A 24,620-nucleotide genomic window follows, 5' to 3' on the forward strand; every position below is an offset into this window, starting at 1 on the left:
AATACTAAAATATGGTTTACATTAAGTAGTTATAATCGTTTTTAGTTTTTTTAACATAAGGAGTGATAATATGGATCGATCAACTTATCAATTAAATCAAACAAAACTACGTGATAGCAAAGTATTTCGTGATGCGATTCATAATTATATCCATGTTGACCAGCCAGTTATTTTAGATTTAATAAATTCTAAAGAAATGCAACGTCTTAGAAGAATAAAACAATTAGGTGGTGTTCATCAGGTTTATCAAAGTGCTGAGCATTCACGCTTTTGTCATTCATTAGGTGTTTATTATGTCGTAAGAAAAATGATATTCAATAGTGCTATTGGTCAGGCATTATGCGATTATGATAAATTAGTAGTCATGTGTGCAGCTTTATTACATGATATTGGTCATGGACCTTTTTCACATTGTTTTGAAGAAGTATATCAAATAAAACATGAAGACTATACAGTTAAAATAATCAATGGTCAAAGCGAGGTCCATCAAATCCTGGAAAATTTTAATAAAGGTTTTGCTAAAGAGGTAAGTAGTGTTATTGAAAAAAGACACCCTAATAAGATTTTGGTTCAAATGGTATCCAGTCAGTTAGATGGAGATCGAATGGATTATTTACTTAGGGATTCTTATTTTACCGGAACTACTTATGGCCATTTTGATATGGCTAGGATCTTAAGGGTGATGCAAGTATATGATGGAAAAATTGTATTTAAAGAAGCTGGAGTTCAAGCTATCGAAAATTATATCTTAGCGCGCTATCATATGTATTGGCAAGTATATTATCATCCAACAAGTCGCAGTTATGAACAGCTATTGATGAGTATTTTTAGAAGAATCAAAGATCTTTATGATTCTGGTTATCAATTTGGTGATATTAACTATTTATTGCCTTTTTTAAAAGGAAATGTTAGTGAACAAGATTATGTTAAATTAGATGAAAGTATCATATTATATTATTTTATGGTATTTACTGAGGGTAAAGATACTATTTTAGCGGATTTGTGTAATCGTTTTTTAAATCGGAAATTATTTAGTTATCGTGATTATAATAATGAAGATGATTTATGTGATGTAAAAGATTATGTTTTAAAGTGTGGTTATGATCTGCGGTATTATCTTGTTTTTGATGATCAAAAACAAATACCATATCTTTATTATGGTAATAGTGATGATATAAGTGAAATTGAAATTCTAGTTGATGGTAAACTAAAATTTTTACCCGAGGTTTCAGAAATTGTAGGGGCAATAATTAAATCAAAAAATAATAAAGATGATCGTAAAATATTTTATCCCGAAGTATAAACTTCGGGATATTTATTATTCCTTTTTAAACCAGTAGACTAAACCATTTTCATCATTTTCACCAGTTAGTGGATTTATGGCGATTTGTTGTAAAGAAGAAGTTGGCTGATACCAGTTAACTTCCTTGATTTTATTAGTGTATTGTAAAACATCAACGACGGTTTTTTTAGCGACTGTTTTATCATTAGTCGTAGTCATTTTACGATTATCATCATAACCTACCCAGCTAGCAACTAATACTTCAGGATTATAAGCGACCGCTAAATTATCAACATCGGTACTCCCAGTTTTACAAGCATTAATATTATCTAATTGATAACCAGCCATCGTAGCTTGTAAGTAGGTACTAAAAGTATCATTAAAAGTAGAAGTTAATAGTTGTGATAAAACAAGACAAGTATCCTGATTAAGCATTTTTTGATCTTCACGTTCGTGTTCATATAATACTTCACCGGCAGCGTTAGTAATTTTTTCAATCATATATAAATGATTATAGGTTCCTTCGCTAGCAAGACAGTTATACATATTAGCTAGATTGTAAATATTAGTATTTAAGGTTCCCAGGGCTAGAGAAGCATTAGCTTCAACATTGTCGATACCAAATTTTTTAATTAAGGCGGCTAAATTCTCTTCTCCTAAAAATAAATGGGTTTTAACAGCATAGATATTATCAGATACTGCAATAGCCTGAGCAAGAGTAATATCATCATAAGCATATTTGTCATTAAAATTACCAGGACTATAGGTAGTATTATCATCAAGTTTAAAAGTTGTTGGCTCACATAAAAAAGTGGTTGTTGGGGTAAAGCCGTTTTCTAATGCTAGATAATAAAGCAATGGTTTAATTGTACTGCCGATTTGTCGATTGGTCTGGGTAGCTCGGTTATATTGGGATTGAGCATAATCTTTACCACCAATTAAAGCTAGTACTTTACTAGTATAAGGCTCAACAACAATACTAGCGGTTTCTACTTCACTATCTTGAGTGTATTCTTTAGCACTTTTAGTGATTATATCTTGATAGCCTTGATCAAAGGTAGTATAAACATTTAATCCTTGATTTAAATAAGTATTATTATAGAAACCAAGTGCTTCCAATTCTTCGATAACGGCATCTTTATAATAATTATTATCAATATTTTCATCAACTTGGTGTTCTTTAGCTAAGTTTAAATCACTATTTAAAACTCGCTGTTTTTCATTTTCCGTAATATTACCACAATCAATTAACGCATCTAAGACTAAACTTTGTCTTTTTCTAGCGGCAGTTTCATCATTTAAAGGCGAATAATAAGTTGGTCCATTAATTACTCCTGCCAACATGCTGCTTTCATTTAAATCAAGATTTTTAGCACTTTTACCATAGAAATACTGTGCGGCATTTTCAATGCCATAGATACCATGGCCAAAATAAACATTATTTACATATCCTTCAAGAATTTCATCTTTAGTTAAATGAGTTTCCAATTGCATTGTTAAAAAGGCTTCTTTTATTTTTCTAGACCAGGACTTTTCGTTTGTTAAATAGAGCAAACGTGCATATTGTTGAGTAATTGTACTTGCTCCTTGGGATTTATCCTGATTGATTAAATTAACTTTTATTGCTCTTGCAATACCAATTGGATCAAAACCACGATGTTGATAGAAATGCTGATCTTCAATAGCAACAATACTTTCTAAAAAATAATCACTAACGTTATCTAAAGTAACATAATGACCAGCATAATCATTAATAGATTGATAGAAAATATCTTGATTGTCGTCATAGAGTTTTAAGTATCGATTTTTATTTAAATCTGGTTCACCCATACAGTATGCAACTAAATAAAGTGAAAGAACAAAGGTAACTAAACTAGCAGCTATGATTACAAAGATTTTTATGACTTTTTTCATTTATTTGATCACCAAAAGTATTCTTGACGCTTTTGTGTTATAATATGCACTGATTAAATAGAAAAGAAAGATGGGATACGATGAAAAAATTAATTAAATTAAATTATCATAGTGTTTTTAAATATGAAAATGATAAAGAATCATTTAAGTATAATGGTGCTGCTTTTTTAGAAGAGTTAGATGATAAGACGATTATTAGTTATGAAGATAAAACTAAAATTAAATTTATTTTAAAAAAGGATGAAGTTTTTTTACATAATGATGCAAGTGTTTTGCACTTACATAAAAATCGAGTTATACTAAACCATTATCAAACAGAATATGGTATTTTAAAACTACAAACAAGATTAATTAATTATGAATATGATAATACTATCAAAATAAAGTATGCTTTATATGATGGTATGAATTTAATAAGTGAGGTTTATATTTTATTGAATTATCAGATTTTGGAGAATTAGAAATGAAAATTTTAAAGCTTTTACAAAATCGAATCTTTGTATCGGTTACCTTAATATTATTACAGATTATTTTAATTTTTTTATTCATGCAGTTTATCTTTTTAGATGCTAAGGCATTAAGATTTTGTTCGATGATTATTAGTGCTTTAGTAACGTTATATATTATTAATAAAGATGACGATGATCCTAATTATAAAATAATCTGGTTAATTCCTATTTTGGTTTTTCCCGTTTTTGGTGGTTTATTGTATTTAGTTTTTGGTAATAAAAAACCGGCTAAAAAATTACAGGAAGCATATCGAAAACAAGATCAGGCGGTTAAACCATATCGTTATTTTAATGAAGTTCATAAAACAATTGGTGATGAGGTAGTTAGGGGCCAAGTAAATTATATTGTTGATGAGCAGTTTCCGGTTTATAAAAATAGTGAGGTAAAGTATTATTCTTTAGGTGACAACGCCTTTCCTGATTTATTAGATGAATTAAAAAAAGCCAAGTATTTTATTTTTATGGAGTATTTTATTGTCGAAGAAGGGGAAATGTTTAATCAGGTATTAGAAATCTTAAAGCAAAAAGTTAAAGACGGTGTCGAAGTTCGTTTTATGTATGATGATATGGGTTCTTTAACGATGCTGCCATATCACTATTATAAAAAACTAGAAGAATATGGTATTAAATGTATTGCGTTTAACCATGTTGTACCGTTACTTTCTATTGTAATGAACAATCGTGACCACCGTAAAATTACGGTTATTGATGGAAATGTAGGTTTTAATGGTGGTTTTAATTTAGCGGATGAGTATATTAATGCTAAAGTTAAATATGGTCATTGGAAAGATACTGGTGTTATGATTAAAGGTGAAGCAGTCTGGAATTTAACGCTAATGTTTTTAACGACCTGGAATGCTTCGTTAAATCAAACCGAAGATTATGATCGTTATCATCCACGTCATTATCCTTTGCCTGATATTAAACCAAGCGGATATATTTTACCATATGGTGATTCACCGCTTGATGATAAGCCGGTTGGTAAAAATGTGTATTTAAATATTATCAATCAAGCTCAGCGCTACTTATATATTTATACCCCTTATTTAATTATTAATGATGAGTTAAAAAATGCATTATGCTTAGCGGTATTACGTGGTGTTGATGTTCGAATTGTTACCCCAGGGATCCCGGATAAAAAAACGGTATTTAAAGTAACTCGTTCTTATTATGAGCCTTTAGTATTAGGCGGTGTTAAAATATATGAGTATACTCCTGGTTTTATGCATGGTAAAAATTTTGTTTGCGATGATAAGATTGCTACCGTAGGTACTATTAATTTAGATTATCGTAGCTTGTATTTACATTTTGAATGTGGTGTATATATGTATGATGTTGCGGCCATTAAGGATATTAAAGAAGATTTTTTAAATACAATTGAACTTAGTAAAGAAATTACTTATGATGATGTTTTAAGAGGCCGATTTAGAGGCTGGTTTGAAGCAATATTAAGATTATTTGCACCATTATTATAAATGGATTAGTTAATAATAGGAAGAATTGAAAAAGTATTCAATTCTTTTTATTTGGGTGTTTAAAAATTACTCTTGATTAATTTTATTTCAATGATATTATTTTACAGTAGATTTGTGATAAAATTTTTTAAAAACATTGACTTAATGAGGGTTTAATGGTAATTTAATGAAGATATGTAAAAAGATTAAAGGAGGACAATAATGGCAGTTAATAAAATAGAAGCAACTTTAAAAGAAACGTTGAAACAAGCGATAATTTCGTGTGGTTTTGTTGAAGAATATGATCAAAATAGTATTGTAATTGAAATTCCTAAAGATAAAGCTCATGGGGACTATTCAACAAATTTAGCGATGCAATTAACAAAATTATTAAAACGCAATCCACGACAAATTGCTCAAGAAATAGTAGATGCAATTGATAAAGATAAAGCTCAAATTGAAAAAATTGAAATTGCTGGACCGGGGTTTATTAATCTGTTTTTAGCTAAAGATGCGATGACATCAATAATAAAAGAAGTTTTAACAGAAAAAGAAGCTTATGGTAGAAGCAATTATGGAAATGGAACTAAATATAATGTTGAATTTGTATCTGCCAACCCAACAGGAGATTTACATTTAGGACATGCTAAAGGAGCAGCGGTTGGAGATAGTATTTGTAGAATCATGTCGGCTGCTGGCTATGATGTAACTAGAGAATATTATATCAATGATGCTGGTAATCAGATTTATAATTTAGCGTTATCTTTATATGCTCGTTATCGTCAAGCTTTTAATCTAGAAGCACAAATGCCTGAAGATGGTTATTATGGTCAAGATGTTAAAGATATTGCCGTAAAGATAAAAGAAAGCGAAGGCGATAAGTATTTAAATATGCCAGAAGATGAAGCGATTGCTTTCTTTAGAAAAAAAGGAACTGAATATGAATTACAAAAAATCAAAGATATTTTAAAACAATTTAGAGTATCATTTGATGTTTGGTTTTCAGAAACTTCATTATATGAAGATAATTGCGTTGTTCCAACTGTCGAAAAATTAAAAGCAGCTGGATATACTTATGAAAGTGATGGTGCTTTATGGTTTAAATCAACTGAATTTGGGGATGATAAAGACCGTGTTTTAATAAAAAGTGATGGTAGCTATACATATTTAACACCAGATATTGCTTATCATTTAAATAAACTTGATCGTGGATATGAATATTTAGTAGACTTATTTGGAGCTGATCATCATGGTTATATTAATCGAATGAAAGCCGCTATTCAAGCATTAGGATATAATGCTGATCAATTAAATATTGATATTATTCAAATGGTTAGAATGATGAATAATGGTGAACCAGTTAAAATGTCTAAAAGGACTGGTAATGCGGTAACGATTCAAGACTTAATTGATGAAATTGGTGTTGATGCTACACGTTATTTCTTTGTATCTAAAGCAGCAAATACAACTTTTGATTTTGACCTTGCCCTTGCAAAATCTAAGTCAAATGAAAATCCAGTATATTATGCTCAATATGCTCATGCTAGAATGTGTTCAATTAAAGCTCAAGCAGCTAAATTGAATTTAGAATATAGTGATCATTATGAATTGCTTGTAAATCCAAAGGAAATTGAACTTGTTAAGCATATTAATGAATTTAGAAACATAGTTATAGATAGTGCGGTAAATAGAACACCACATAAAATTGCAAATTATATTCAACGTTTAGCACAATTATTCCATAGTTTCTATAATGAATGTTATGTAATCGATAAAGATAATCTTGAATTAAGTAAACAGAGATTAGCATTGGTAGAAGCTAGTAGAATTACACTTGCAAATGCATTAAACTTAATTGGTGTTACCGCTCCAGAAAAGATGTAGGAGGATAGGTTAAATGGATAGTATGGATAAATATCGTGATATGTCAATGGTAGATGTTGCTTTTGAATTAATGTCAAAGAAAAAATCTGCAGTTAACTTCTTTAAGTTATGGGAAGAAGTTTGTCAGATGAAAAAATTTGATGAACAGCAACAAGCAGATAAAGAATCATTATTTTATACAAATATTACTTTAGATGGTCGTTTTATTACTGTAGGAGAAAATGCCTGGGATTTAAGAAGCCGTCATAAATTTAGTGATGTTCATATCGATATGAATGATATTTATAGCGATGATGAAGAAGATGATTCTGAAGAACCAGAAGATGATGTTGATTCTACAATTGAAGATGATTATAACTAGGGATTGAAGACAGATAAGAAAATAATTTCTTATCTGTTTTTTTAAATGCTATAATATAATTAAAAAGGAGGAACGAAAAATGAAGTATTCACAAAACGGGAAAGAATATCATCTTGATATTAAAAAAGGTGATGTTGGAAAATATGTTATCTTACCAGGAGATCCTAAACGCTGTCAAAAAATTGCCCAGTATTTTGATGATCCTCAATTAATAGCAGATAATCGTGAATATGTAACTTATACAGGATATCTCGATGGCATTAAAGTAAGTGTTACTTCAACTGGTATCGGTGGACCATCAACTGCGATTGCTATTGAAGAGTTAGTTAAATCAGGAGCAGATACCTTTATTAGAGTCGGGACATGTGGCGGTATGGAAATAGATGTAAAAAGCGGTGATATTGTTATTGCTTCTGGGGCTATTAGACAAGAAGGGACTAGTAAAGAATATGCACCAATTGAATTTCCAGCTGTTGGTAACTACACTATAATTAATGCTCTAGTAGATAGTGCTAAAAAAATGAAGAATATTAATTATCATGTTGGTGTTGTTCATTCTAAAGATTCTTTTTATGGACAGCATGATCCTTCAAGCAAGCCAGTAAGTTATGAATTAGAAAATAAATGGGAAGCCTGGTTAAGATTAGGGACATTGGCTTCAGAAATGGAAACAGCGGCTTTATACACAGTTTCTAGTTATTTAAAAGTTCGTAGTGCTACTGTACTTTTAGTTGTGGCTAATCAAGAACGAGAAAAAAAAGGATTAGATAATCCGGTTGTTCGTGATACTGATAAAGCTATTAAAGTAGCTATCGAAGCAATTAAATTATTAATTAAGCAAGATAAATTGGAGAGTGAATAATGATTCGAGAAGTAAAAGCTAGTGATTATCCAGCGATTGCGAAAGTTATGATGCGTGCTTTTGCTAATCCACCATGGAATGAAGATTGGGACTATTCAAGAGCGTATCAACGAATAGAACAACTAGATGATGGTAAGTATACTAGATGTTATGTTTATGAAGAAAATGAAAAAATCATCGGTGTTTTATGTGGAAAGTTAATTACTTATGTTAATGATTTAGAATTGATGATAGAGGATTGTTATATTGATCCTGATTATCAACGATTAGGAATTGGCGGTAAGTTGATGCAAGGGGTTGTTGATAGATTAAAAGAAGTAGATGCTTTTACCCTGCTTACTGGTCAAGGATTTTATAGTGTTGATTTTTATTTGAAAAATGGTTTTAAAATTGATAATAACTTAGTTTTAATGCGTAAAGAGTTAAAATAAATGCCATGGGGTTACCATGGCATAAATGTTTTTAAAGATGCTAGTAAAGTTAACCGATTATTTCATCTATCAAACCGTATTCTAAAGCTTCTATAGGTTCTAAGAAAAAATCACGGTCAGTATCAGATTTAATTTTAGCTAAAGGCTGGTTAGTGTTTTGACTAAGAATTTTATTTAATTTTTCTTTTTGTTTTAAAATTCGCTTAGCGCTAATTTCGATATCGCTTGCTTGACCTTCATAAGCGCCTAGTGGCTGATGAATCATGATTTCACTATTTGGCAGACTGCATCTTTTTCCTTTAGCACCGGCACTAAGTAAAAAAGCGGCCATACTAGCTGCCATTCCAATAACGATTGTAGATACATCACATTTAATAAAATTCATTGTATCATAGATAGCAAACCCAGCATTGATACTACCGCCTGGTGAGTTAATATACATATATATATCAGCAGTGTTATCAAGCGATTCTAAATATAATAGCTGTCCTACGATACTGCTTGCCATTTTATCATCAATGGTGCCAGTTAAAAGTATTATTCGATCTTCTAAAAGACGAGAATATATATCATAAGCATATTCACGCTGATTTGTTTTTTCAATTACTGTTGGGACTAAGTGCATTATTTAACCTCCTGTAATAAAGTATAGTTATTTAATTAGTAATTATTCATTTTTAATAAAGATTTTGATTAAGATTATTATTAATATTAAGTTTTTTATAAAATTTTGTAAGTTTTGAAAAAAAGATAGCAAAGATTAATTTTTGCTAAGAAAAAATTTTAACGAAACCCCTTTCACTGGTTGCTTTTCTTTAATTTCTGGAATATAATAATACCATAAAAGAACATTCAAGGAGGAATAAAAAGAATGGCAGTAAAAGTAGCAATTAATGGATTTGGACGTATTGGACGTCTTGCATTCAGACAAATGTTTGGTGCTGAAGGATATGAAGTTGTAGCAATCAACGACTTAACTGATCCTAAAATGTTAGCACACTTATTAAAATATGATTCAGCACAAGGTAAATATGCTTTAGCAGACACAGTAGAAGCTAAAGAATCTTCAATCGTAGTAGATGGAAAAGAAATCGAAATCTACAAAGAAGCAGATGCTTCTAAATTACCTTGGGGAGAATTAGGAGTAGACGTAGTATTAGAATGTACTGGTTTCTATACTTCTAAAGCTAAATCTCAAGCTCATATCGATGCAGGAGCTAAAAAAGTTGTTATTTCTGCACCAGCAGGAAATGACTTACCAACAGTAGTATTCGGTGTAAACGAAGGTACATTAACTGCTGATGATACTATTATCTCTGCAGCATCTTGTACAACTAACTGTTTAGCACCTATGGCTAACGCTTTAAATAAATTAGCTCCAATTAAATCTGGTATCATGTTAACAGTACATGCTTACACTGGTGACCAAATGGTATTAGATGGACCTCATAGAAAAGGTGACTTAAGAAGAGCTCGTGCAGCAGCTGTAAATATCGTGCCTAACTCAACTGGTGCAGCTAAAGCTATCGGATTAGTTATCCCTGAATTAAATGGAAAATTAATCGGTTCAGCTCAACGTGTACCTGTTCCTACAGGATCAACTACAATCTTAACTTCAGTTGTTGAAGGTGAAGTAACAGTTGAACAAGTTAACGAAGCTATGAAAGCAGCAGTAACTCCATCATTTGGATATACTGAAGAACAATTAGTATCTTCTGATATTATCGGAATGACTTATGGTTCATTATTTGATGCAACTCAAACTATGGTTAAAGCATTAGATAACGGAACTACTGAAGTTCAAACAGTTGCTTGGTATGACAACGAAAATTCATATACTTCTAACATGGTTAGAACTATCAAATATTTCGCTGAATTAACAAAATAATTAATTGAAACTTAATGCAAAGGCTGGTCGTTAGATCAGCCTTTTTCGTGGAGGTTAATAGGATGATTAAAAAAGTTGGAATTGTGGGCATGGGTGCTTTAGGATTGATGTATGGTAACTGGATCAAAGAAAATAATACTGATGTTGTAGTTGACTATATCATGGATAGTAAACGGCTAAAGCGTAACCAGGAAAAGACTTTTAGTATTAATGGAAATGTCGTTAACTGTAATATGATTGATGCTAATTTAGCCACTTGCTATGATTTATTAATTGTAGCGGTCAAAGCACCAGCTTTACAAAGTGCTTTGAAAGTAATGGAAAATGCAGTAGATAAAAATACAACAATCATCTCAGTGCTAAATGGAATAACAAGTGAAAAGATTATTGGTCAAAGATATAATGAACAGCAGGTTTTATATGCAATCGCTCAAGGAATGGATGCAGTAAAATTACAAACTGATTTAACTTATTCAACTAGAGGACATTTATTAATTGGAATAAAGGATGATAGCCGAAATGATAGATTAGAAGAATTAGCTTCATTTTTTGATCAATGTAAAATGGACTATTTTATCAAAGAAGATATATTGCATCATCTTTGGGCTAAATTTATGTTGAATGTTGGCATTAATCAAACATGTATGGTTTATAATACTAATTATGGTGGGGCTTTATTGCCAGGAAAAGCACATGAAACATTAATTAAAGCAATGCAAGAAGTAATCGAGTTATCTAGTTATGAAGGGATAGATTTAAGTGAAAAAGATTTAAATTTTTATTTGGATTTATTAGCTACCTTAGATCCTAATGGTTTACCTTCAATGGCCCAGGATGCTAAAAATAAGCGTTATAGTGAAGTAGAATTATTTTCAGGGACAGTAATTAAACTTGCTAGTAAACATCGCTTAGAAGTACCAATTAATCGTTTTTTGTATCAGCGGATAAAGGAAATTGAAAGTGAATATTAATTTTAACTAAGCATCGGTAATATTAACTGATGCTTTTATCATATTATAATGTTAGTTATTGAGATGATTATGTGTTATAATAGCTTATATGTCTAAAAATGCATTATTGTTCACTTTGATAGTTTTAATAAAACAATAGGCAGGGAACATATCAGGGAGAAACTTTAAACAGTTTGTGAAAGTGACGGAGAATTAAAATGAGAATTATAAAGGTATTTAATAATAATAGTGTAGCAGCACTGTCTAATGAGTTAGGCGATATTATTGTAACTGGCTCAGGAGTTGGTTTTCAAAAGAAAATTGGGGATTTAGTTGATGAAAATAAAATTGAAAAAACTTATTTGTTTAAAGGTAAGGATCAAGAAAAATTAACAAAAGATATTGAAAATATGGCCCCTATTTATTATGAGATAACTAATAAAATTGTAAGTAAGGCTAATAAAGAGTTAGAAACAAAATTTTATGGTGAGATTTTTTTGGCGATAAGTGATCATATTGCTTTTGCGATAAAAAGAATTAGAGAAAATATCAATCTTCCTAATATTATTTTAAATGATATTAAAGCGTTGTATAAAAAAGAGTATCAAATAGGATTGTGGGCTCTTGATTATATTGAAAAGAAAACTAAAGTACGTTTGGAAGAGTCAGAAGCTGGATATATTGCTTTATATCTGGTTAATTTTTCAATGAGTGATAAAACTAATAATGTAGCTCAGGTTGTTACGTTAACTAAAGAGGTTTTAAGTATTATCAAAGAAACTATGGGAGTTGACTTTGAAGAAGATTCTATGAGTTATGCTCGAATAAGTATTCATTTAAAGTATCTAGCGGAACGTATTTTTCATGATGTAAAAGGTAATAGCAAAGATACAACCGCTAATATTCGCAAAATGTTAAAAGAAAATGAACGTTTAGCATTATGCATTGAAAAAATTGTAGCAATGATCAAGCAATGTTACAATTATGAATTATCGCCTGATGAACAGACTTTTTTAGCAATTCATATCAAAAATAATGCTGGAATATAAAAAATATGTTTGTTGACTAATGAAATTTGATTTGCTATAATTTTCAAAGAAAAGGATTGTTACTTTAAGTAGGCAAGACCAAATACAAAGTAAGTATGTTGAGACATGCTCTTTTGTGTTTGGTCTTTTCTTATGTTTTGTAACGATTCAAAAATTGAGAAAGGGACAATGGGAAAATGAAACTAAAAAAGAAAAGTTTGGCAGCGGTGTTAACATTTACCATGCTATTCAGTTCACTTTTTAGCATTATTCCAGTAAAAGCAGAAGTAACAGACGGGACTAATTTAGCATTAAATAAAACAGTTACTGTTTCTGCTGAATATGGAGGTAATTTAGCTAAAGAGTATTTGACTGATGGTGATGAAGAAACACGCTGGTCAACCGAAGCAGACGTAACTCAATGGGCTTATGTCGATTTAGGTCAAGAGTTCGAAATGAACAAATTCCAAATGATTTGGGAAAGTGATAGCGTTTATGCTAAAGATTATAACATTTACGTATCTAATAATGTTGATGACTGGGGTGAACCAGTTATAACAAAAACAGATAATAACACAAAGACAAGTGAAGATATCTTAACTACAAAAGTAAGTGGAAGATACGTTAAGTTAGAAATTACTAGAATGCAAGGCTATCCAAATGTATCTTGTCGTGAATTTAAGATTTTCAATACTGATGAAAAATATCAAGATCCGACAACTAATGTTGCTTTAAATAAAACAGCGGTGGCTAGCTCTCAAGAAGCTGATAGTGTAAAAGCAGCTAATGCAGTTGATGGTGATACCACTTCAAGATCATCACGCTGGGGAAGTGCTATTGGTAATGGACCAGATTGGATCTATGTTGATTTAGGAGAATCTTTAAATGTTAATGTTGTTAAAGTTTTCTGGGAAAACCGTAAAGCAACAGCTTATAAGATTCAAATTGCTAATACCGAAAGTAGACCAAGTGAAGGTGATTGGCAAACAGTAAAAGAATTTTCTGATCATCCAGCATCAATTGATGAAAAAATTGTTTTAGATCAAGTATATAAAGCTCGCTATGTTCGTTTATATATTGATTCTCATACTTCACAAGATCCAGATGGTGGTGTTGCATGGAATACTGTTTCTATTTATGAATTAGAAGTATATGGTGGTAATCCAGATACTAAACCGCCTATTAGTGAAGTATTAAATGGTATTGAAGTTAAAACACCTGAAAAAGGTGATCAAAAATTAGAGGTAACTTTACCTGAAATTGAAGGTTATACAGTATCATATAACGGAACTGATTTTGAACAAGTTGTTGATGATGATTTGACTATCTATCAGCCAGTTGTTGATAAAGATGTCAAAGTTTCTTTCAAAGTTACAGATACTGATACAAATGATTATCGTTTTAAAGAAGTAAACGTAACGATACCAGGTAAGTATAGCAGTGATGAAAGTGATAATAGTGCTCCTAATGTTTTACCAGAGCTTGCTGAATGGAAAGGCGGTAATGGTGACTTTGTAATTGATGGAAGTACTAAGATTGTTTATCAAGATGATGCTTTAAAAGCTACTGCTGAAGCTTTAGCAAATGATTATGAAGAATTAACTGATAAGTCTTTAGAAGTTACTAAAGGTACAGCGGATAATGGAGATATTTCATTAGCATTAACATCTGATAAATCTCAAGGTTTACAAGATGAAGGATATTTAATGGAAATCTCAAATAATTCAGTTGCTATAACGGCACAAACAACAACAGGAGCTTATTGGGCAACTCGAACTATATTACAAAGCGTAAAACAAACAGGTGATATTCCTTGTGGAATTACTCGTGATTATCCTTTATATGAAATTAGAGGATTTATTTTAGATGTTGGTCGTAAAACATTTACGATGGACTTTTTAAAACAAGTAGTAAAACAAATGTCTTGGTATAAGATGAATGATTTCCAAGTACATTTAAATGATAACTTAATTCCAATTGAAAATTTAGAAGATCCAATGACTGCTTATTCAGCATTTAGATTAGAGTCTGATGTTAAAAAAGGTGGTAATGGTGGTTTAAATCAACAAGATTTAACAAGTACTGATTTATTCTATACTAAAGAAGAGTTTAAATCATTTATTAAAGAATCAAGAACATATGGTGTCAATATTGTACCAGAAATTGATACTCCAGCGCATTCTTTAGCTTTAACAAAAGTAAGACCTGACTTACGTCATGGTACTAATGGTCGTGAAAATGATCATTTAGCTTTACGAGATAAATATGATGAATCATTAAGTTTTGTTCAAAGTATTTTTGACGAATATATGAAAACAGATGATCCAGTATTCGATCAACAAACAACAGTACATGTTGGTGCTGATGAGTATAACGCTGATAAAGAAGCTTATCGTAAATTCTCTGATGATATGTTGAAATATGTTCAAGATGCTGGTAGAACAGCGCGTATTTGGGGAAGTTTAACACAATGTTCTGGAACTACTCCAGTTAGAAGCGAAAATGTTCAAATGAATTTATGGAACTTTGGTTATGCAAATATGGATCAAATGTATGAACAAGGTTATGATTTAATTAACTGTAATGATGGTAACTATTATATCGTACCAAATGCTGGTTACTACTATGATCGTTTATATGATAGTACGCTTTATAATTTACCAATCAATAGTATTGGTGGTGTAACTATCCCAGCTGGTGATGAACAAATGATCGGTGGGGCTTTTGCAGTATGGAATGATATGACTGATTATTTAGAAAATGGTATTAGTCAATATGATGTTTATGATCGTATTGAAAATGCGATTCCATTATTTGGGGCTAAATTATGGGGTATCAATGATAACTCATTAGAAGAAGCTAATCAAATAAGAAATCAATTAGGTGGGGCACCAGGAACTAATTTTGATTATCAAGTTCCAACTGATGAAAATGGTGTTATTGCTCATTATAAATTAGATGATTTAAGTGGTTTAACAGCAGGTACTAACGCTGATATTACAAGTGTAGATGGTCGTAATGCTTTACAATTAAATGGTAAAGAAAGTTATGTAACATCTCCAATTGTAACTGCTGGTTTAGGTAATGATCTAAGAGTTAAAGTTAAAAGAACTTCTTCAAGTAGTGATGAGCAAATTTTATTTGAAAGTGATTATGGTTCAATTAAAGCAATTCAAAAAGATACTGGAAAAGTTGGATTTAGCCGTGAAGGTCGTGACTATTCATTTAGCTATGAACTACCAGTTAATGAATGGGTAGAGTTAGAATTTAAAAATGAAATAAATGTCACAAAACTATATGTTAATGGTCAGCTTATCGATACTTTGGGTGATGATGAACAAGTTGAAGGACGTCCATTAGTGGCAACAACTATGTTCCCACTTGAAAGAATTGGAAGTCAAAGTAATGCTTTTGTTGGATATGTTGATGATATTCGTTTATCAACAGAAAAAGAATTTAATTCAACAATGTCATTAGATTATGCAATGATTACAGCTCAATCAATTTTAGAAAATACTGAAAATGATGAGTTGCAAGCATTAGTTGCTGAAGGTAAAAAAGTAATCGATCAATTTGCACCAGAAGCAGCAGTTATTACAGATTTAACTACTAAGATAAATGATGTATTAAATACAATTGAATACAAAAAAGCTGATTATAGTCGTGTGGATAAATATTTAGCTTTAGTAGCAGAAGATTTATCTATCTATACAGATGCTTCAATTAATAATTTAAATCAAGTAATTAATAGTATTCGTAGAGATTTACCACTTGCAATGCAAGATATCGTAGATGGTTATGAAGCTAATCTAGCTAAAGCTTTAGCACAATTAGAATTAAAATCACAATTAAATATTAATTATGTAGATAATAAGCTATTAACAGCTTCAGCATCATCTTATCAAAAAGATGGTTCTAACCCAAGCAATGTTTTAGATGATAATCCTGCAACAATGTGGCATACTGATTGGAATATAACAACATTACCACATTGGATTGCTCTTGAAAGTCAAACACCAATTTCTATTAATGGATTAACTTATGTACCACGTCAAACTGGTACTAATGGAAATGTAACTTCATATGCTATTGAAGTTAGTGATGATGGAAATGACTGGCGAGTTATTAAAGAAGGCAAATTACCATCTGATTCAAGTACAAAAATCATAGGATTTGATGAAGTTACTACTACTCATGTTCGTCTTGTTTATAGAGAAGCTGAAAACAATAATGGTAGTGCGGCGGAAATTAAATTACATCGAGGTGATGTTCCTGCTGATTTAACTGGATTACAAGCAGCTATCGAAGCAGCTGAAGCGATTGAAAATATTGGTTATACAGGTGCTTCATGGCAAAATCTTCAAGATACTATAGCTGATGCTAAGGCATTATTGAATAGTGTAAATCCAGATCCTAATGATGTTGAAATTGCAAAACGTAATTTAAGTGCGGCTACAATGAAATTAGTATTAAAAGTTGATTCACGTCAATTAGAATCATTAGTTGACAGTTTTAAAGATTATAATGAAGATGACTATACTCCAGAGTCATGGGCTAATTTTAAAGCAGCTTTAGATGCAGCAAAAGCAGTTATTAATAACAGCGATGCTACTAAAGATGATGTTAATAAGGCATACCAAGACTTATTAGATGCTTCAAGTTTATTAGTAGAAGTCAATCATAAAGAAGGATTAGAATCATTGATTAATAAAGCTGAGTCTTTCGATTCTTCTAAATATACTGTGGAATCATGGGCTAAATTAGCAGAAGCTTTAAAATATGCAAAAGAAGTATTTAATAATGAACAAGCTACTAAAGAAGAAATTGCTACTGCAGTATTAAATCTAGAAACAGCAATTAATGGATTAAAAGAAATTGAAGGTAGTGAAGGTCAAAATCCATCAGACCCATCAACACCTTCAGTAACTCCAAAACCAGGAACAGATGATGATAAAGGCCAATCTGCAAAAACAGGTGATAATAGTCCAATTTTAGCACTTGCAAGTATTAGTACTTTGGCTCTTGCAGGAATGTGGTTAGCTAGAAGAAAAGAAGATTAAAAAAAAGAAATCGGTTTATCCGATTTCTTTTGTCTATATAATTAAATTAACCACTAGTGGGGCAACGACTACAGTTAATAATCCTGCAATAACAATAGATAAACTACTCATAGCTCCCTCAATTTCACCAAATTCCAAAGCTTTAGAAGTACCAATAGCATGGGCACTATTACCTAAAGCTAAACCAATAGCAACCGGATGATGTATTTTAAAGATTTTAAAGATTCCTTTAGCAATAAGAGCACCGAGAATACCTGTGATAATAACTATTCCAACCGTGATAGTAGAATTCCCACCTAATTTATCAGAAATCCCGATTGCAATGGCTGTTGTGATTGATTTTGGTAATAGTGAATAAAAGATAACAGGTTTTGCTTTCATGATTAAACAAAGCACTGTAATTGAAATAATACCAGCTAAACAGCCACTAAATAAACTAATTAAAATAGCATCTAAATGCTTTATTAATATTTGGGTTTGTTTATATAGCGGTATTGCAAGACAGACAGTTGCTGGTGTTAATAGAAAAGTAATAAATTGCGCTCCTTGATTATAGGTTTCAAAATCAATATCAAAGATAATTAGAAAGACAATTAAAAAAATAGCACTAAGTAATAATGGGTTAATAAATGAATAAGGCAATTTTTTACGAATTTGCACAGCTAGCCAATAAGCTAACAAACTCATTACTAATCCAAAATAAACTGTTTCAACAAAAAACTCATTCATGATTCTTTTCCTTTCTTTCAATGATTATTTGCGCTACTTTTCCAGTAACAGTCATTACTACAATAGTACTAATAAGCGTTACAATACTAATTAATAATAAATCCTGTAATATTGCTTCACCAACGTTAATCAAACTAACAGCTGAAGGAACAAATAATACTGGCATAATTAAAATTAACCAGTCAGCAACATCTTCAACCTGCTTCAATTTTATAATTCCTGAAAATAAGCAAATTAGCATAATTGAAAGGCCGTATACACTAGCTGGAATTGGAATAGGTAAGGTCAAAGCTAATAACTCACCAATAAAACTAATAGTCATAATAATTAAAAATTGATTTATATATTTCATAATTACCTTCTTTCGAGGGGTATTATATCATTTATAATACTAAAGAAAAATAAAAATCGTATCAAATTGATACGATTTATCCAATATGTCTAATTGTAGAAATTCTACTATAATAATATGAACCAGGTTCAATACTAGAAATTTTTACACAAGCATTTGGATCATCACCAAAAGTTGATGAATTTCCACCACCGGCATGAATCATTGAACGAGTTCCATTACTATTAACAATAACAATGCCAATGTGATATGCTGGACTTCCAAAGCATACTAAATCTCCAGTTTGAGAATTAGCAAAGCTTACGCTAGACCACATTCTTGAATATCCAGCAGCAGTTGTTCTACCAACGTTAACCCCAGCTTGATTTAATGACCAGTATACAAATCCGGAACAGTCAAAATAATTAGGACCAGAGGCACCCCAATAATATCTAGAGCCAAGTTTAGAATAAGCGACACTATAAATTCTTTGTCCTAAATCGGTAGTTATATTAGAATTATCACCATTAGAACCAGAATCAGTATTACCATTATTTGAACCACTGTCGTTATTATTAGAAGGTGGTGTTGTAGGTACTTCTGATGGTTTAGGTGGTTCTGGAGTTGCTATTTCATAAGCGTTTTTATTAAACTCATCGATAGCAGCACTTAATTCTTCAGTCATTTCACCATAATCATAAATTGAGTTTTGAGTAGCGGCGATAGCATTATTTTGTTCTTGTAATAATGCAGTGTATTTTGTTTGTAATGCTTGTTGTTCTTCTTGTTGAGCTAATAAAACAGCTTTTGTTTCTTCTAATAAAACCTGTTGTTGTTCTACTTGTGCTTTTTGCGCGTTTAATTCTTCAATCAAGTCTTGATCGCTTTGAGTTAAAGTATTGAAACTATCGATTCTAGAAAACATATCAGTAAAATTAGAAGCTCCGAAAATAAAATTAATAAATGTATTTTCATTAGTATAAGATTGCATAGCATACATACGATCTTTTAGTAATTGGGTATTTTTTTCAATGTTTGCCTGCAAGTTAGAAATTGTCGTATTTAAATATGTAATTTCTGCTTCCTTTTCACTAATTTGATTATTGATATCATCAAGTTGAGCTTTAATACTTTCAAGTGTATCTTCAGTGTTGCTGGCTTCTTCTTTTTGAGAAGCTAACTGACTTGATAATTCACTATTTTTATTTTTTAAATATTGATTAAATTCTTCACAAGTTGATTTATTGCTATTTGATAAGTTAGCTGATGAACAAATATTCATATATTCGCTTTCTTTGCCTTCAAATTCAACAGCTGTTACTGGTCTAGCTAAATACATTGTTGAAGTAAGCATTGACAAAGATAATACAGCAATAAAAATTTTATTTTTCTTCATTTAATCACCTCGATACAATGTCATTATCCTATATTTAATCAAGGATGTAAATAACAAATTTAGCTGATTACTAAAGAAATAATTGTGTTTTCTAAAATATGTAATATTTTAAATAAAGATGTGATTTATGATTATCAATATTTAATTAAATTATAAAATATCAATAATATTTTTAATCAATTATAATATTTCACCATTACTTTCAATAACTTGTTTAAACCAATCGAAAGATTTCTTTTTTATACGTTTCATATCTTTTAAATCATGATTATCACGGTTTACATAAATCATACCATAACGTTTTTTCATTTGTGCCCGGCTGCTTAAAATATCAACAGGACCCCATGCTAGATAACCGCGACAATCAACACCTTCTTTAACTGCTAATTTCATTTGTTCAATATGTTTTTTCATATAATCAATACGATAATCATCTTCGATTTTACCATCAATGATTTGATCATCATAACCAAAACCATTTTCAACAATATAAATTGGCATTTCATAGCGATCATATAATTGTCTTAGAGTAATTCTTAAACCAATTGGATCAATTGTCCATCCAAACTCAGACATTTCTAGATATGAATTCTTTTTAATAACAACATCATTAATATTAGTCAAGCTTTCTTCACCATAGTGTGAAATTGTAGACATATAGTAACTAATAGATAAAGAATCAGTGACTCCTTTTTTCAAAATTTCTAAATCTCCATCAAGAATTTCTGGCATTGTTCCTTCATTTTGCATATTAGCATAATAATATGAATTATAATGTCCTCTAGCAAAAACATCTAAGAAAACATATGCTTCACTTTGAGCTTTCATACTTTCAAGAGTATCTAATGGATGACAGGTTTCAGGATAACTTTGAACAACAGTTGCCATTCCCATAACTTTACCACCTTTTTGATGGATATATTCGTTTATTAAACTGTGAGCGATTAAGGTATTATGCATTAATTGATTATCAAATGTTTGTGGGTTCATGTTTTCAGGACAAACTGCTCCAAAAAACATTTTTGGTCCTTTTTGAAGAATACCGTTTTGTTCATTAAAGATAATCCATTGGAATACTTTTTCATGATAACGATCAACGATTTTTTTACATAGCTCAACAAAAATATCAACTACTTTACGACTATAAAAACCATTATATTTTTGATGTAAGAAAACTGGCATTTCAAAATGATATAATGTAGCAATAGGTTTGATTCCTCTTTTGATTAATGCATCAATAAAATGATCATAAAAAACAAATCCAGCTTCATTATAAGTAGTTTCGCTATCCATTAAACGTGACCAGTCAAAAGAAAAACGATAAGCATTAAATCCCATTTCCTGGAACATATTAAAATCTTCTTCATAACGATGATAAGCATCGATACCATCTTTAAAATCTGAAAATTCACCAGTGACAGTTAAATCACAAACTGCTGGTACTTTACCGCCTTCACTGTAAGCACCTTCACTTTGATGAGCGGTTACTGCACCACCCCATAAAAAATCTTTTTTAAGCATTTATACTTCCTCCTGATTAAATAACTATATTTATAGGTTACAATTATATTATCTATAACGCCAACTGTAAAAACAACAGTAAATCACTTGAATTTTAAAGTAAATATAAAAAAACTTACTGAAAAATCAGTAAGTTTTGATAAATTGCATTAATATAATCTTCTTACCTGGTACCATGATGCTTGCCAGTAACTTGAACTTAAAGATGAAGTTTGAACTGGTTTACCACTACTAGGAGCGTGAACCATCATGTTATTTCCGATATAGATTCCAACGTGGTGAACACCACTTGCACTACCGTTGCTACTAAATAAAATAATATCACCAGGTTGCATATTGCTTCTTGATACTGCCGAACCAACATTTAATAATGTTTTAGTAGAATGACTACCAATATTAACACCAGCTTGATAATGAGCCCAGTTTACTAATCCAGAACAGTCAAAACGATTTGTATTTGGGTTAGCGATAGATGCCATATCATGACATGCTCCCCATAAATACATACATCCTTGTCTTGATAAAGCTTTGCTGGCAATTGCGTTTCCAACTGCTGAATCACCATTAGGTGTATATCCAGCACCTGGTGAAGTTTGAGATTGTTCAGTAGCGGCTGCAATTGCTGCCAAGTTATCACTAATTTCCTGACTGTTATCAGCAGCTTGAGCTGCTGCCTTTTCTTGAGCAATCAATTCAGCATTTTGTTGAGCATATAATGTTTGATATTCAGTTTGTAAAGCTTGTTTTGAAGCTCTTTGGCTTTCAATATTAGCTTTAGCAACTTCAACAGTTTCTTTTTGTTGTTTAACTTGTTCTTTTTCACTAGCTAATTCAGTAACTAGTTCATCGTCATATGCTGTGATTTCATTAACGCTTTCAATACGAGCAAACATATCAGAAAAATCACTAGCACCAAAAATAAAATCAACATATGAATTACTATTGTTATAAGATTGCATAGCATACATACGTTCCTTAACTTCTTCTTCTTTAGCTTGGATGCTTGCTTCTAAATTGCTGATAGAAGTTTCTAGATATGTGATTTCTTTTTGTTTTTCTTCGATTTGAGTATTTAAAGAATTAATTTCACTTGAAATACTATCAAGACTTGCTTGAGTTTGAGAAAGCTGATCTTTAGAATTGCTTACTTGTTCTTTTAAGTCCTGATTTTTTTCTTTCAAGTATGTATTAAACTCTTTACATGTTTGTAAATTACTTGATGATAAATTAGAAGAAGAACATAATTTCATATATTTATCTTCTTGACCGGAAAAATCAGTAGCCTCAACAGGAGCTGGAGTTGTAGTTATTCCTACAAGCATGCTTGTTGCTAAGGCGGTTAGAAAAATCCTTTTTAATTTCATTCCATCGACCTCCATTAGTTTACATTATATATTATTAAGTTTTATATTAAATTTTGCAAGCTGATTTTTGTCAACCAAAGCAATTATAACACATAATTATCTTTTTCGCATTAAAATGATAAAAAAGTCGGGAAAGTCACACAATTTCTTTAAATGCACATATATTACTAGTGGGGGTGGAAAGATGACAACACATGGAATTGATGTATCGCAATATCAAGGCTTGATCGACTGGGAAGTGGTTAAGGATCGAATTGATTTTGCGATTATTCGTTGTGGTTTTGGTCAAGATCGTCCAGATCAAGACGATAAATTATTTAGACGAAATGCTGATGAATGTACACGACTAAATATTCCTTTTGGTGTCTATTTATATTCATATGCTAAAAATACTAATGATGCAAAAAAAGAAGCTGATCATGTTTTAAGATTAGTAAAAGATTATCAAATGGCTTATCCAGTCTATTATGATTTAGAAGATAATAATACTACTGGAAAACAATCAAATGAAGTCATTGGTGATATCGCTAAAACATTTGCTGATATATTAGAAGGTCAAGGGTATTATGTGGGGATTTATGCTTCTTTATACTGGTGGAAAACTAAGTTAACTAGTCCAGTTTTTGATCGTTATACTCATTGGATTGCTAATTATACTGCTGAGTTGAATTATGATGGTACTTATGATATGTGGCAATACAGTTCAACTGGCTGGGTAGAAGGGGTACCAACAATTGTTGATTTGAATTATTGCTATGCTGATTTTCCAGCGATTATTAAACGAGCTGGAAAAAATAACTTTGATAAAGATATAAAAGCTAATATGTATAATATTGGGGATACAGTAAGATTTAACTATGTCTTTTTAACTAGTGAATCAGCTAATCCATTACGACCATATCGAAATATTGGAACAATAACAAAGATTGAAGAAGGGGCTCGTAATCCATATTTAATTGGTAATGATCAAGGCTGGGTCAATAATGAAGTAATTGAAGCTAAGATCAATTATTTATCTAATCCAGATTATATGGGTGATAGTTTGGTTGGAGCCTTACAACAAATAGATGTAGATACTAGTTTTCAAAATCGTCAGCGTCTAGCTAGATTAAATGGAATTAATAATTATGTTGGTAGTGCGATGCAGAACTTACAAATGTTACAATTATTAAAAGAAGGGAAACTAATTAGTTAGATTTTCTAACTAATTTAGTTTCCCAGTTTTTTAAAATAATCAAGTGCTGTTTTTCATCACTGATGAGTTGATTTAAAACAGTTTTTATGCGGTTGTTTTTTGTTGAGATTATCTGGTTAGTGTATGTTTTGGTCGCTAAATAATTTTGTTTGATCAATGTATCAATAATAATAGCGATGCTAACAGGATAATTAAGATAGGCGGGAGACCAATAATCACATTGATCATTGTGATAAGTCCATAACCGTGGGTCGCCACCTAATGTTAATACCAGTTCCATTAGTATTTTTAACTGTTTTAATTCATCATTTAAAATATTTTCTAATGATGATGAAAGATCTGGTTCTTTGTGCTTTAAAATAGTTACGCTATAGAGAAACTGATTTACCATTGTCATTTTACCGTTGATACTGCTAATATCATCTAAAATCATCAAGAGATCGTCATTTATTGTTGTTTCA

The 24,620-nt window shown here is 30.8% G+C and carries 20 protein-coding genes; 12 read left to right on the forward strand and 8 right to left on the reverse strand.

Annotated elements, in window-relative coordinates; all coding sequences use genetic code 11:
* Window positions 1-70: 70 nt before the first annotated feature.
* On the forward strand, window positions 71-1,303 hold the full coding sequence (locus ABGT36_RS01010) for an HD domain-containing protein (RefSeq protein WP_346676416.1): 1,233 nt from the start codon (window positions 71-73) through the stop codon (window positions 1,301-1,303).
* 15 nt (window positions 1,304-1,318) lie between these two features.
* Here ABGT36_RS01010 and ABGT36_RS01015 read toward each other — a convergent pair whose 3' ends face one another.
* Entirely contained in the window at window positions 1,319-3,196 is a 1,878-nt protein-coding gene (locus ABGT36_RS01015; RefSeq protein WP_087373827.1) for a transglycosylase domain-containing protein, read from the reverse strand.
* A gap of 80 nt (window positions 3,197-3,276) precedes the next feature.
* Between ABGT36_RS01015 and ABGT36_RS01020 the strand changes: the two genes are divergently transcribed.
* From ABGT36_RS01020 to ABGT36_RS01045, 6 genes are all read left to right on the forward strand, one after another.
* The gene (locus ABGT36_RS01020; RefSeq protein ID WP_296884353.1) at window positions 3,277-3,657 is read left to right on the forward strand and encodes a DUF1934 family protein; all 381 of its coding nucleotides are present in this window, start codon (window positions 3,277-3,279) and stop codon (window positions 3,655-3,657) included.
* 2 nt (window positions 3,658-3,659) lie between these two features.
* Complete coding sequence (cls, locus tag ABGT36_RS01025; RefSeq protein WP_346676417.1) at window positions 3,660-5,180, forward strand: cardiolipin synthase; 1,521 nt, start codon at window positions 3,660-3,662, stop codon at window positions 5,178-5,180.
* Window positions 5,181-5,381: 201 nt separating this feature from the next.
* Window positions 5,382-7,043: an arginine--tRNA ligase gene (argS, locus tag ABGT36_RS01030; RefSeq protein WP_346676418.1), complete on the forward strand. Its 1,662-nt coding sequence runs from the start codon at window positions 5,382-5,384 to the stop codon at window positions 7,041-7,043.
* Between the two features lie 13 nt (window positions 7,044-7,056).
* Window positions 7,057-7,404 carry a DNA-directed RNA polymerase subunit delta gene (gene rpoE / locus ABGT36_RS01035; RefSeq protein WP_087298767.1) on the forward strand — a complete coding sequence of 116 codons (348 nt, stop codon included), beginning with the start codon at window positions 7,057-7,059 and terminating at the stop codon, window positions 7,402-7,404.
* Window positions 7,405-7,483: 79 nt separating this feature from the next.
* Entirely contained in the window at window positions 7,484-8,266 is a 783-nt protein-coding gene (gene udp, locus ABGT36_RS01040; protein ID WP_308697571.1) for a uridine phosphorylase, read from the forward strand.
* Complete coding sequence (locus ABGT36_RS01045; protein ID WP_087298769.1) at window positions 8,266-8,697, forward strand: GNAT family N-acetyltransferase; 432 nt, start codon at window positions 8,266-8,268, stop codon at window positions 8,695-8,697. Before udp ends, ABGT36_RS01045 begins: the two co-directional genes overlap by 1 nt.
* A gap of 49 nt (window positions 8,698-8,746) precedes the next feature.
* On the opposite strand, the gene ABGT36_RS01050 is transcribed toward ABGT36_RS01045, so the two are convergent.
* The gene (locus ABGT36_RS01050; RefSeq protein WP_087373839.1) at window positions 8,747-9,322 is read right to left on the reverse strand and encodes an ATP-dependent Clp protease proteolytic subunit; all 576 of its coding nucleotides are present in this window, start codon (window positions 9,320-9,322) and stop codon (window positions 8,747-8,749) included.
* A gap of 246 nt (window positions 9,323-9,568) precedes the next feature.
* Here ABGT36_RS01050 and gap point away from each other — a divergent pair, with 246 nt between their 5' ends.
* From gap to ABGT36_RS01070, 4 genes are all read left to right on the forward strand, one after another.
* Window positions 9,569-10,585: a type I glyceraldehyde-3-phosphate dehydrogenase gene (gene gap / locus ABGT36_RS01055; protein WP_087244524.1), complete on the forward strand. Its 1,017-nt coding sequence runs from the start codon at window positions 9,569-9,571 to the stop codon at window positions 10,583-10,585.
* A gap of 62 nt (window positions 10,586-10,647) precedes the next feature.
* Window positions 10,648-11,556 carry a ketopantoate reductase family protein gene (locus ABGT36_RS01060; RefSeq protein ID WP_346676419.1) on the forward strand — a complete coding sequence of 303 codons (909 nt, stop codon included), beginning with the start codon at window positions 10,648-10,650 and terminating at the stop codon, window positions 11,554-11,556.
* Between the two features lie 197 nt (window positions 11,557-11,753).
* Window positions 11,754-12,584, forward strand: coding sequence for a PRD domain-containing protein (locus tag ABGT36_RS01065; RefSeq protein ID WP_087298772.1), 831 nt, complete (start codon window positions 11,754-11,756; stop codon window positions 12,582-12,584).
* A 176-nt stretch (window positions 12,585-12,760) separates the two neighbouring features.
* Complete coding sequence (locus ABGT36_RS01070) at window positions 12,761-17,623, forward strand: discoidin domain-containing protein (RefSeq protein ID WP_346676420.1); 4,863 nt, start codon at window positions 12,761-12,763, stop codon at window positions 17,621-17,623.
* Between the two features lie 33 nt (window positions 17,624-17,656).
* Here ABGT36_RS01070 and ABGT36_RS01075 read toward each other — a convergent pair whose 3' ends face one another.
* From ABGT36_RS01075 to ABGT36_RS01095, 5 genes are all read right to left on the reverse strand, one after another.
* Window positions 17,657-18,352 carry an LrgB family protein gene (locus tag ABGT36_RS01075; protein WP_087373848.1) on the reverse strand — a complete coding sequence of 232 codons (696 nt, stop codon included), beginning with the start codon at window positions 18,350-18,352 and terminating at the stop codon, window positions 17,657-17,659.
* Window positions 18,345-18,704 (reverse strand): CidA/LrgA family protein, encoded by a 360-nt coding sequence (locus ABGT36_RS01080; RefSeq protein ID WP_087373850.1) that lies wholly within the window; start codon window positions 18,702-18,704, stop codon window positions 18,345-18,347. The genes ABGT36_RS01075 and ABGT36_RS01080 overlap by 8 nt, the downstream gene beginning before the upstream one ends.
* Before the next feature lie 76 nt (window positions 18,705-18,780).
* On the reverse strand, window positions 18,781-20,079 hold the full coding sequence (locus ABGT36_RS01085) for an NlpC/P60 family protein (RefSeq protein WP_346676421.1): 1,299 nt from the start codon (window positions 20,077-20,079) through the stop codon (window positions 18,781-18,783).
* A gap of 180 nt (window positions 20,080-20,259) precedes the next feature.
* Window positions 20,260-21,600: a glycoside hydrolase family 1 protein gene (locus tag ABGT36_RS01090; protein ID WP_346676422.1), complete on the reverse strand. Its 1,341-nt coding sequence runs from the start codon at window positions 21,598-21,600 to the stop codon at window positions 20,260-20,262.
* Between the two features lie 149 nt (window positions 21,601-21,749).
* Window positions 21,750-22,964, reverse strand: a complete 1,215-nt coding sequence (locus ABGT36_RS01095) for a C40 family peptidase (protein WP_239404307.1) — start codon at window positions 22,962-22,964, stop codon at window positions 21,750-21,752.
* 184 nt (window positions 22,965-23,148) lie between these two features.
* On the opposite strand from ABGT36_RS01095, the gene ABGT36_RS01100 reads away from it, so the two are divergent.
* Window positions 23,149-24,159 carry a glycoside hydrolase family 25 protein gene (locus ABGT36_RS01100; RefSeq protein ID WP_087373855.1) on the forward strand — a complete coding sequence of 337 codons (1,011 nt, stop codon included), beginning with the start codon at window positions 23,149-23,151 and terminating at the stop codon, window positions 24,157-24,159.
* Here ABGT36_RS01100 and ABGT36_RS01105 read toward each other — a convergent pair.
* Window positions 24,152-24,592, reverse strand: coding sequence for a rubrerythrin family protein (locus ABGT36_RS01105; RefSeq protein WP_143357495.1), 441 nt, complete (start codon window positions 24,590-24,592; stop codon window positions 24,152-24,154). The two genes, ABGT36_RS01100 and ABGT36_RS01105, sit on opposite strands and share 8 nt — an antisense overlap.
* Window positions 24,593-24,620: the final 28 nt, after the last annotated feature.

This window comes from Erysipelatoclostridium sp. An173 (assembly GCF_963931465.1).
Classification (GTDB): domain Bacteria; phylum Bacillota_I; class Bacilli_A; order Erysipelotrichales; family Coprobacillaceae; genus Thomasclavelia; species Thomasclavelia merdavium.